The 10,791-nt window shown below is 65.1% G+C and carries 8 protein-coding genes; 7 read left to right on the forward strand and 1 reads right to left on the reverse strand.

The annotated features are described in order from the left end of the window. Position 1: 1 nt before the first annotated feature. The 7 genes from nosZ to NFX52_RS16360 all read left to right on the forward strand — a co-directional run bounded on the left by nosZ (position 2) and on the right by NFX52_RS16360 (position 9,011). Entirely contained in the window at positions 2–1,927 is a 1,926-nt protein-coding gene (gene nosZ, locus NFX52_RS16330) for a TAT-dependent nitrous-oxide reductase (protein WP_055393513.1), read from the forward strand. 214 nt (positions 1,928–2,141) lie between these two features. Next, complete coding sequence (locus NFX52_RS16335) at positions 2,142–4,763, forward strand: NosR/NirI family protein (protein WP_252635731.1); 2,622 nt, start codon at positions 2,142–2,144, stop codon at positions 4,761–4,763. Beyond that, positions 4,763–6,040 carry a nitrous oxide reductase family maturation protein NosD gene (locus NFX52_RS16340; protein WP_055393508.1) on the forward strand — a complete coding sequence of 426 codons (1,278 nt, stop codon included), beginning with the start codon at positions 4,763–4,765 and terminating at the stop codon, positions 6,038–6,040. The genes NFX52_RS16335 and NFX52_RS16340 overlap by 1 nt, the downstream gene beginning before the upstream one ends. A gap of 26 nt (positions 6,041–6,066) precedes the next feature. After that, positions 6,067–6,960 (forward strand): ABC transporter ATP-binding protein, encoded by an 894-nt coding sequence (locus NFX52_RS16345; protein WP_252635732.1) that lies wholly within the window; start codon positions 6,067–6,069, stop codon positions 6,958–6,960. Between the two features lie 2 nt (positions 6,961–6,962). Continuing rightward, positions 6,963–7,778: an ABC transporter permease gene (locus tag NFX52_RS16350; protein ID WP_010461614.1), complete on the forward strand. Its 816-nt coding sequence runs from the start codon at positions 6,963–6,965 to the stop codon at positions 7,776–7,778. Then, positions 7,775–8,350, forward strand: a complete 576-nt coding sequence (locus tag NFX52_RS16355) for a nitrous oxide reductase accessory protein NosL (RefSeq protein ID WP_055393506.1) — start codon at positions 7,775–7,777, stop codon at positions 8,348–8,350. Before NFX52_RS16350 ends, NFX52_RS16355 begins: the two co-directional genes overlap by 4 nt. 19 nt (positions 8,351–8,369) lie before the next feature. Then, positions 8,370–9,011, forward strand: a complete 642-nt coding sequence (locus NFX52_RS16360; protein ID WP_238385454.1) for a nitrous oxide reductase accessory protein NosL — start codon at positions 8,370–8,372, stop codon at positions 9,009–9,011. 81 nt (positions 9,012–9,092) lie between these two features. Here the strand turns inward: NFX52_RS16360 and NFX52_RS16365 are convergent, their stop codons facing one another. Then, the gene (locus tag NFX52_RS16365) at positions 9,093–10,583 is read right to left on the reverse strand and encodes a DEAD/DEAH box helicase (protein ID WP_055393504.1); all 1,491 of its coding nucleotides are present in this window, start codon (positions 10,581–10,583) and stop codon (positions 9,093–9,095) included. Between the last annotated feature and the right edge of the window lie 208 nt (positions 10,584–10,791).

The raw sequence follows: 10,791 nt of genomic DNA on the forward strand, positions 1-10,791 counted from the left end.
CATGACCGAGAGAAAAGACAGTCCCCTTCCCGCTGCTGGCCTGGGCCGACGCAGTTTCATCAACACGGCCGCCTTGGTCGGGCTGACCGCAGGCGTCGCCGCCTGCAACGAAAAGCCCAGCGCTGCAACGCCTGCGGCCCCCGCCCCTGCAGCGCCTGCGGCCAGCCATGCCGCCGCTGGCGCCAACGTGCACCTCAAGCCCGGCGAGCTGGATACCTACTACGGTCTCTGGAGCGGCGGCCACACGGGCGACATGCGCGTGCTGGGCCTGCCCTCGGGCCGCGAGATCACACGCATCCCTTGCTTTGTGCCCGACGCCCTGGTGGGCTGGGGCATCACGAACGAATCCAAGGCTGTGATGGGCACCAAGCCCGACGGCAGCCTGAAGTACACGGTGGCCGATACCCACCACACGCACGCTTCGTACAAAGACGGCAACTACGACGGCCGCTACGCCTGGATCAACGACAAGATCAACAGCCGCATCGCGCGCATACGCCTCGACTACTTCGTCTGCGACAAGATCACCGAGCTGCCCAACGTGCAGGGCTTTCACGGCATCTTCCCGGACAAGGCCGACCCGGTGGACCCCGCCATCAACTACACCACCCGCGTGTTCTGCGGCGGTGAGTTTGCGATTCCCCTGCCCAACACCGGCACCGAAGACATCAGCAAATACCGCTCGATGTTCACCTGCGTGGACGCAGAAACCATGGAAGTGCGCTGGCAAGTACTGATCGACGGCAACTGCGATCTGGTCGCCACGTCATACGACGGCAAGCTGGCCGCCACCAACCAGTACAACGTGGAAATGGGCGCGAAGTACGAGGACATGATGTCCGCCGAACGCGATGCCTGCCTGTTCTTCAACGTGGGCCGCATCGAGGCTGCCGTGAAGGCTGGCAAGTTCAAGACCATCGGCACCAGCAAGGTGCCCGTGGTGGACGGCACCCATGAAGCCAACAAGGACCCCAAGACAGCACTTACCGCCTATGTGTCGGTGCCCAAGAACCCGCACGGCGTGAACGCCAGCCCGGATGGCAAGTACTTCATCTGCGCCGGCAAGCTCTCGCCCACCGGTACCGTGATTGAGCTGGCCAAGGTGCTGGACTACTTTGACGGCAAGCTTGAAAAGCTGGACTCCGCCATCGTGGCCGAGGTAGAGCTGGGCCTGGGCCCGCTACACACCGCCTTCGACGGCCGTGGCAATGCCTACACCACCCTCTTCCTGGACAGCCAGGTCGTGAAGTGGAACGTGGAGGCCGCCATCAAGTTCCACGCGGGCGACAAGACCGCCAAGTACGTGGTGGACCGCCTGGACGTGCAATACCAGCCGGGCCACCTGAACGCCTCGCAGTCCGAGACCAAGGCCGCCGACGGCAAGTTCCTGGCCGTGGGCTGCAAGTTCTCCAAGGACCGCTTCCTGCCCGTGGGTCCGCTGCACCCAGAGAACGAACAGCTCATCGACATCTCGGGCGAGAAGATGGTGCTGCTGGCCGACCACCCCGTGCGTGGCGAGCCCCATGACTTCATCATCTTCAAGCGCGACCTGGTGCGCCCCAAGCAGGTCTACACGCTCGACGAGTTCCCGCTGGCCATCAAGGACCCCAAGGAGTCCGGTGTGTTCCGCAGCGGCAAGAAGGTCACTGTGAAGATGACCTCGCAAGCCCCGGCCTTTAGCCTGCGCGAGTTCAAGCTCAAGAAGGGTGACGAGGTCACGCTGATCCTGACCAACCTGGACAAGATCGAAGACCTGACGCACGGCTTTGCGATCCCGAACTACAACGTGAACTTCATCGTGAACCCGCTGGAGACCAAGTCGGTGAGCTTTGTGGCCGACAAGCCCGGTGTGTTCTGGTGCTACTGCACGCACTTCTGCCACGCACTCCACCTGGAAATGCGCACTCGGATGATTGTGGAAGCTTGATGGGGCGATCCCCCTGAGGCGCTGCGCGCCTTCCCCCTTCTCTCGAATCGCTACGCGATTCGGGAAGGGGGACGATGCACTCGCTGCGGGGCGGCCCTTGCTCTGCATCCCTGGTCTGGGGCGCGCCAGTTGTGACGACTGCGCCCCAATTTGAACAAAATTGGCCGCTAGCGCTTGATAGATAAGCGCGAACAGCTATCAAAAAGATAGTCTCATGATTTCCCTCCGTCGGCAGTTCGCCACGCTTCTTCTGGTCTTGCTGGCAGCCCTTTGGCTGGCGCCGCGCGCCCATGCCGCCGCAGGGGCCTACGAGGCCGAGCTGCCCGCCGAGCTGGCCAGCGCACGCGACATGTGTGCCCTGGTGCCCTGCAAGGATGTGTTCCCGGGGGCCAGCCACTTTTCTGAACGCAAGGGCCAGCCGCCCTACGTGGAGGCGTACGACCAGGCCAGCGAGCCGCGCAAGCTGCTGGGCTATGTGATGCTCTCCACCGACATCACCGACACCCCGGCCTACTCGGGCAAGCCTGTGGTCACGCTGATCGGCATGGACACACAAGGTCGCTTCGTGGGCGTGAAGGTGCTCAAGCATTCCGAGCCCATCCTGCTGCTGGGCATTCCCGAATCCGCACTGCTCAAGTTCAACGCCCAGTACCTGGGCAAGTCGGTGGCCGACAAGATCGAGGTGGGCCAGTCGCGCCCTGATGAAAACGTGCTGGGCCTCGACGCCATCTCGGGCGCCACGGTCACCGTCATCGCGCAGAACCAGGTGATGATGGCCTCGGGCTCGGCCGTGGCACGGCAGGTGGGCATCCTCGCGCCCACGGTGCGCGAGCCCGCACGCTATGCCGAAACCGGCAAGCGCCTGAGCTGGGCCGAACTGGTGCAACAAGGCACCGTACAGCGCCTGCGGGTGCTGCCCGAACAGGTGGGCCTGGACAAAGGCCCCGACCCGTTCATCGAGCTGTGGTTTGGCGACCTGAACCACCCCGACATTGGCAAGAGCCTGCTGGGCGAGAACGGCTGGAACAACCTGCGCCTGCAGCTCAAGGAGGGCGAACATGCCTTCTTCATCGTCCGCACCGGCGGCAAGGAATCGTTCAAGGGCTCGGGCTTTGTGCGCGGCGGCATCTACGACCGCGTGCAGGTTCGTCAAGGCGCAGATTCATTCACCTTCCGCGACCTGGACGCACTCAATCTGTATGGCATCGAGGCCGCAGGCGCGCCCAGCTACAACGAGTCGGTCATCTTCATCATCCGCTCACACGCGTTCTCTGCCGCCTACCCCTGGAAGCTGAGCTTTCTGGGCAACCGCGTGGACCGTGCCACGGGCACACGCAGCTTCACCAGCTTCGACACGCCTTACTGGCTGCCCGCCACCATGCTGCAAGGAGGGCGCCCGACCATCAACGAGCCCGACGCCCCCTGGGTGCGCGTGTGGAAGTCGCGTGCGGTAGAGATTGCACTGTTCGCCGTGCTGCTGATCGCCGTCACCGTGGTGTATGCCCTGCGCGAGAAGCTCACGCGCCTGTCCACCCACAAGAACAAGTGGCCGGTCAACGCCTTCAAGTACAGCTTCTGGGCCCTCAGCATTGGCTGGATCGGCTTTGGCGCCATGGCACAGCCCTCCATCACCCAGGTGCTGACCTGGTTCCACGCGCTGCTGTTCCAGTGGACCTGGTCGCTGTTCCTGTCCGACCCGTTCATCTTCCTGTTCTGGATCTTCATCATCGTCACCGTGTTCCTGTTCGGGCGCGGCCTGTTCTGCGGCTGGATGTGCCCGTTTGGCTCGCTGCAGGAGGGCATCTACAAGATCGCGCGTGCGGTGGGCTTCAAGCGCTTTCAGACCCAGCTGCCGCAGAAGTGGCACGACCGGCTCAAGTGGGTCAAGTACGCCGTGTTCTTCGGCCTGCTGGTGGTGTCGATGTTCTCCATGGGCCTGGCCGAAAAGCTCGCCGAGGTGGAGCCGTTCAAGACGACCTTCCTGGTCGGTGTGATGAACCGCGCCTGGCCCTACAGTCTGTTCGTGGCGGCCATCCTGGGCGTTTCGATCTTCATCGAGCGACCCTACTGCAAATACATCTGCCCACTGGGCGCCTCGCTGGCCATGCCCAGCACGTTCCGCTGGTTTGGCCTCAAGCGCAAGCAGGACTGCAACAGCTGCAAGGCCTGCGCCGTGGGCTGCGGTGCACAGGCCATCGACGCCGATGGCCGCATCGACCACCGCGAATGCCTGCACTGCCTCGACTGCATGATTCTCTACACCGACACCAAGGGCTGCCCGCCCCTGGCCAAGGAACGCAAGCGCCGCGAGAAAGATGGTCTGGAAATCACGCCCATCGGCAAGAACGGCTATTTCATCCCGATCCACCCTGCCACGGTGCAGGACCAGATCTCGGCCAAGGCCGCGAAGGGGCCGGACCCACGCTGGCCTACGGCGCCGGTGCTGCCGCAGACCAAGGCAGGCTCGCGCAGCCTGCGTTGGATGGCGAAGGAGCTGGTGGACCATCTGTGGCCCTGGAGCCGCGAAGGCTGGGCGTCGCGCCGCGCGCTGCAGATCGCGGGGTTCTCGCTGGCCATCGCCGCCAGCGTGGCCTGGGTGATGACCGCCCTGGGCACGTTGTCGTCAGGCGCCATCATCGGCTGGTGGTTTGGCTGGAGCGTGTACGAGGTGCTGATCCGTCTGTCGGGCAAGCGCTATGTGAAGGACGGCCCGTGGTGGCGCGACCAGTACCGCCGGGCGGGCGTGATGGACATGCTGAGCTATGTGGGCTTCAAGAACCTGCTGATCGGGGCAGCGCTGTTCCTGGCCATCAAGACCGTGGTGGGACTGGCGTGATGAAGTCCCCCCTTGCACTCGCTGCGGCTGCCACGGCCCTGGCGCTGTGGACCGCGCTTCCTGCGGCGGCTGCCACCGTGCAGGTGCGCCCAGGGCAGGACCTGCAGGCCGCCATCACGGCTGCGGCGCCGGGAGACACGGTGGAGGTGCAGCGGGGCTTTTACCGCGTGAACCTGCACATCGACAAGGCCCTGACCCTGCGCGGCATCGACCGCCCCACCCTGAGCGGCGGTCAGACGGGCGACACCATCCGTGTCACTGCGCCCGACGTGGTGATCGAGGGGCTGATCGTGCGCGACTCGGGCACCAGCCTCAAGGACCAGAACGCAGGCATCTACATCTTCCCTGGCGCACACCGCGCCGTGGTGCGCCACAACGACCTCACCTACAACCTCTTTGGCCTGTGGATCGAGAAGGCCAACGATGTACAGGTGCTGCACAACACCATCACCGGCCTGCGCGATGTGAACTCGTCGCAGCGCGGCAACGGCGTACAGCTGTACAACACCACGGGCGCACGCATCGAGGGCAATCACATCAGCTTTGTGCGCGACGCCCTGTATGTGGACGTGTCGCACCACGCGGTGTTTCGGGGCAACCGGCTGCACCACAGCCGCTACGGCACGCACTACATGAACTCCTACTACAACCTGTGGGAGGACAACGATACCTACCTCAACCGTGGCGGCCTGGCGCTGATGGAGGTGCGCGACCAGGTGGTGCGCAACAACCGCGCGTGGGGCAACAGCGACCACGGCATCATGCTGCGCACCCTGCAGGACTCGGTGATCGAGAACAACGTGGTGGCCGAGAACGCCCGGGGCTTCTTCATCTACGACGTGGAGTACATCACCCTGCGTGGCAACCTGGTGACCCGCAACACGGTGGGCGTGCACCTGTCGGCCGGCTCCAAAAACAACAAGGTCGAAGGCAACGACTTCATCGGCAACCGCGAGCAGGTGCGCTATGTGGGCGCCCGCGACGAGCGCTGGGGCACTGAAGGCGGCAACCACTGGAGCAACTACCTGGGCTGGGACCGCGACGGCAACGGCGTGGGCGACGTGCCCTACGAGGCCAACGACATGGTGGACCGCCTGACCTGGCGCCACCCCACCATCAAGCTGCTGCTGGCCAGCCCCGCCGTGCAGGCACTGCGCCTGGTGGGCCAGCAGTTTCCGGTGCTGCGCGTGCCCACCGTGGTGGACCCCAAGCCCCGCATGCAACCGAACCAACCCCAACGGAATTTTCAGCGTGACACGCAACCCTCCCCCCATTGACCTGAGCGAGCCCCCCCGCCATCGAGGTGCGGGGCGCGCACAAGCACTACGGCGCATTGCACGCCGTGGACGGCATTGACCTGCGCATTGCGCGCGGCGAGATCTTCGGCCTCATCGGCCACAACGGCGCGGGCAAGAGCACGCTGTTCAAGATGATCCTGGGCCTCACGCCCGCCACCTCGGGCGAGATCCGGGTGGGCGGCGCCACCGTGCAGGGCCGCGACTTTCGCGCCGCCCGCCGCCACCTGGGCTACCTGCCCGAGAACGTGGTGCTGTATGACAACCTGAACGGGCTGGAGACACTGCGCTTTTTTGCCCGCCTCAAGGGTGCGCCCCTCACGCAATGCCCCGCACTGCTGGAACGCGTGGGCCTGGCCCACGCGGGCAACCGTGCCGTGCGCGAATACTCCAAGGGCATGCGCCAGCGCCTGGGGTTTGCACAGGCCCTGCTGGGCGAGCCCCAGGTGCTGCTGCTCGACGAGCCCACCAACGGCCTGGACCCGCAAGCCATCCGCGACTTCTACGCCACGCTGCGCGCGCTGCAGGCGGGTGGTGTGACCATCGTCATCACCTCGCACATCCTGGCCGAGCTGCAGGAGCGCGTGGACCGCCTGGCCATCCTGGCCGCCGGCAAGCTGCAGGCCCTGGGCAGTGTGCAGGCGCTGCGCGAGCAGGCGCACATGCCGCTGACCATCCACCTCACCCTGGCTGCGGCCGACCGGCCTGCCGCGCTGGGGTTGCTCTCTGCAGTGCCTGGCATCACCGCAGCGGAAACGCCGGAAGGCCTGCATGTGGACTGCCCACGCGGCAGCAAGATGGCCGTGCTGGGTGCGCTGGCACCGCTGGGCACTGCGCTGCAGGACCTGCAGATCCAGGAACCCTCGCTTGAGGATGTGTACTTCGACCTGCGCAAGGGCTAGCCATGGAATTCCAACAAATCTTCACCATCGCGGGCAAAGAGTTCCGCGACCGCATGCGCAACCGCTGGGTGCTGGCCGTGGCGCTCGTGTTCACCGTGTTCTCGCTGGCCATCGCCTACTTTGGCGGCGCGCAGCAGGGCACCGTGGGCTTTCGGTCCATCGAGTTCACCATCGCCAGCCTGGTCAGCCTGGTGATCTACCTCATCCCGCTGATCGCGCTGTTGCTGGGCTTTGACGCCATCGTGGGCGAGCGCGAGCGCGGCTCGCTCGACCTGCTGCTGTCGCTGCCCATCACGCGGCTGGAACTGCTGCTGGGCAAGTACCTGGGGCTGGCGGCGGCGCTCACGCTATCGACGCTTGCGGGGTTCGGGCTGGTGGCCGTGCTGTTGGTGCGGCAGTTCAGCGGGGCTGCCCTGTTCCACTACGGCGGCTTCATGATCAGCTCGGTGCTGCTGGGGTTGGCCTTTTTGAGCATGGCGGTGCTGCTATCGGTGCTCACGCACGAGCGCACACGCGCCTCCGGCCTGGCGATTGCCGCCTGGTTCTTTTTTGTGCTGGTGTTTGACCTGCTGCTGCTGGGCGCCCTGGTGGCCACGGGCGGCAGCGTGGGCGGCGAAGCCATGGCCTACCTGCTGCTGCTCAACCCGGCCGACGTTTTCCGCATCCTCAACGTGTTCTCGCTCGACGACGTGCGCACCCTGTACGGCCTGACCAGCATCGTGCCCCCTGCCCTGGCCAAGCCATGGCTCATGGGCGCGGTGATGGCGGGCTGGATCGTGGTGCCGCTCGGTCTTGCAAGCTGGAGATTCAAACCATGAACCATTCTTACCAACCCCGGTGCGGCTGCACCACGCGCCGGCAATTGCTGGGCTGGGCCGCACTCGCTTCGCTCGGCACACTCACGGGCCTGACTGGCCTCACGGGCTGCAGCCAGGCGGACAACAGCGCGCAATCTCTCCAGCCCCAGGAGATCGACCGCACCACCAGCTGCGAACTCGACGGCATGCTGCTGGCCGACTACCCCGGCCCCAAGGCGCAGGTGCGCTTTGCAGGGCAGGACAAGCCTTCGTTCTTCTGCGACACGGTGGAGCTGTTCAGCACCCTGCTGGCCGGTGAGCAGGTTCGTGCCGTGCAGGCCGTGTATGTGCAGGACATGGGCCAGGCCGACTGGAATGCACCGCAGGGCCACTGGATCGACGGCAAAAGTGCGATCTATGTGGTGGGCGGCAAGCGCCACGGCTCCATGGGTCCCACCATCGGCAGCTTTGCGCAAGAGGCCGATGCGAAGAAGTTTGCTGCTGAATATGGCGGCAAGGTTCTGCGCTTTGCCGAGATCACGCCCGCCATGGTGGACCTGAGCGGCGGGGCGCTGCACGACACGCGGATGTGAGCCGCCCATGCCTGCGCTGATGCCCCGCCCACACGCAGCCACCCGGCGCACAGCCCTTGCAGCCCTGCTGCTGGGCTCGGCAGGCCTGGTGGCATGGCAATGGCCCCAGCGCACTCCGCCCCGTCCATCCGGCAACGCAGCCCTGGAGGGCATCGGCGACGATGTGTGCGTGGTGGCGCCGCCCACGCCCTACGACCCTGCGCTAGGCCAGCCCCTGACCGCCGCCCGCGAGGTGCCCGCCGACGCACGCTGCCCGGTGTGTGGCATGTACCCAGCCCGCGCACGGGCGTGGGCAGCGCAGGTCATTCTTGCGGACGGGGATGCGTATTTTTTTGACTCACCGCTCAGCCTCATGCTGTACCTGGGCAACGTGGCCCACTACACGCGGGGCCGCACGGCCGAAGCCATTGTGGCGCGGTATGTAACCGATACCGATACGGGTGGTTGGCTGAACGCGCACGAGGCGGTGTATGTGACAGGGTCTTCGGCCATGGGGCCGATGCGGGCGGGCAATCTGCCCGCGTTTGCCGATGCAGAGGCTGCACAGGAGTTTGTGCAGCAGCGTGGGGGGCGGGCGGTCCCCTTCGGCGCCATCGATGTGGCCTTGCTGCGCAGGCTGGCCCCGAACCTCCGGGCCGACCACCGTTTGCATTCAGACTGACGGGGCCTCGGTTGCTATTGAAAATATAGCTTCTTGCGCTTATCCATCAAGCGCTACAGGCCTAAAAAGGCCTGTATTTCATCACTGCACCGAAGTCTCTGGCTGGGCAGCCTTGAACAGCGCTGCCACCTTGCGCTTGGGCTTGATGTTGGCCGACACGCTGCTGCGCGGGGCCGACTTGGCAGCTTCCCAGGCGGGGGTTGCGTCGGCAGCTGCGCTGGCCTCATACGGCTTCTCGAAGAAGGGGTCGCGCGATGCCACGGCCGGGCGAAAGCCCCGGTGTTGTTCGCGCCCCTCGCGCCCGACGCGCTGGTCACGCTCGCGCCGTGGCGCAGCGGGGGCGGCCGGCAGCGCATCGCGCCCGTCGCCCGTCTCACCGGCTTCGCGCCAGGCACGGCGGCCGTCGTTGATGCGGCCGCGGGGCTGGTCTTCTTCGTATTCGATGGCTTCGAGATCGATCTTCTTCTTGATCAGCTTCTCGATGTCGGCCACCAGGCGGGCATCGCTGCCCGACACCAGCGTCACCGCCAGGCCCGAGGCGCCCGCACGGCCAGTGCGGCCGATGCGGTGCACATAGTCTTCGGCGTTGAATGGCACGTCGAAGTTGAACACCGCAGGCACGTCCTTGATGTCCAGGCCGCGCGCGGCCACATCGGTACACACCAGCAGATCGACCTCGCCGCTCTTGAAGGCTTCGAGCGCCTTCAGGCGCTCGTCCTGGCTCTTGTCGCCATGCAGCGCGGTGGTCTTGAGGCCTTCGCGCTCCAGGCTGCGCGCCAGACGGGCACAACCGAGCTTGCTGTTCACGAAGATAAACGCCTGCTTGATACCCCGGCTCTTGAGCACCTGGTGGATGGCTCGGCGCTTGTCGTCGTCATTGGCGCTGTAGAAGCGCTGCTCCACAGTGGAGGCCGTTTCGTTCGGGCGGGCCACCTCGATGGTGATGGGGTTTTGCAGGTAGCTGCTGGCCAGGCGCTTGATCTCAGGCGAGAACGTGGCACTGAACAGGAGCGTGGTGCGCTGCTTGGGCAGGTACGAGAGAATGCGCTGCAGGTCGGGCAGGAAACCGATGTCCAGCATGCGGTCGGCCTCGTCGAGCACGACGTACTCGACCTGGTTGAGCACGGCATTCTTGGCTTCGATGTGGTCCAGCAGGCGGCCTGGTGTGGCCACCAGCACTTCGACGCCTTTTTTCAGCTCGATGGTCTGGGGCTTCATGTCCATGCCGCCAAACACCACGGTGCTGCGCAGCTTGGTGTACTTGGCGTACAGCGCGATCTGCTGGGCGACCTGGTCGGCCAGCTCGCGCGTGGGCAGCAGCACCAGGGCACGCACGGGGTGGCGGGCCGGGGATGTGGAGCTGCTTTCGTGCTTGAGCAGGCGTTGCAGCAGGGGCAGCGAGAAAGCCGCAGTCTTGCCGGTGCCGGTCTGGGCTGCGCCCATCACGTCTTGCCCTGTGAGCACCACCGGAATGGCCTGCTCCTGGATGGGCGTCATGGACTCGTAGCCCATTTCGGCTACGGCGCGCGCGAGCGGTTCAGCCAGCGATAGATTGGAAAAGGAACTTGTCATTTAGCCCTCTATTGTCGCACCGGTGGCCCAAAAAGCGATTTTTCACCATGGGGGCGTGGTACAGAGCGCATTTTTTCATTGGGCGGCCTCAATTCTGAAGTGCAACACCGAGAATTGAGGCCAAGATGACACAGAAGAATTACCAGCAGTTGAGCCAGAGCGAACGCCACGCAATAGCCCTGGGACTGCAGCAAAAGCAAAGTCTCAG

Source organism: Acidovorax facilis, assembly GCF_023913775.1.
Taxonomy (GTDB): domain Bacteria; phylum Pseudomonadota; class Gammaproteobacteria; order Burkholderiales; family Burkholderiaceae_C; genus Acidovorax; species Acidovorax facilis.

Bases quoted from the DNA above. Each gene is read 5' to 3' on its own strand.
- nosZ (WP_055393513.1), top strand. From the start codon at position 2: ATGACCGAGAGAAAAGACAGTCCCCTTCCCGCTGCTGGCCTGGGCCGA.
- NFX52_RS16335 (WP_252635731.1), top strand. From the start codon at position 2,142: ATGATTTCCCTCCGTCGGCAGTTCGCCACGCTTCTTCTGGTCTTGCTG.
- NFX52_RS16340 (WP_055393508.1), top strand. From the start codon at position 4,763: ATGAAGTCCCCCCTTGCACTCGCTGCGGCTGCCACGGCCCTGGCGCTG.
- NFX52_RS16350 (WP_010461614.1), top strand. From the start codon at position 6,963: ATGGAATTCCAACAAATCTTCACCATCGCGGGCAAAGAGTTCCGCGAC.
- NFX52_RS16355 (WP_055393506.1), top strand. From the start codon at position 7,775: ATGAACCATTCTTACCAACCCCGGTGCGGCTGCACCACGCGCCGGCAA.
- NFX52_RS16360 (WP_238385454.1), top strand. From the start codon at position 8,370: ATGCCCCGCCCACACGCAGCCACCCGGCGCACAGCCCTTGCAGCCCTG.
- NFX52_RS16365 (WP_055393504.1), bottom strand. From the start codon at position 10,583: ATGACAAGTTCCTTTTCCAATCTATCGCTGGCTGAACCGCTCGCGCGC.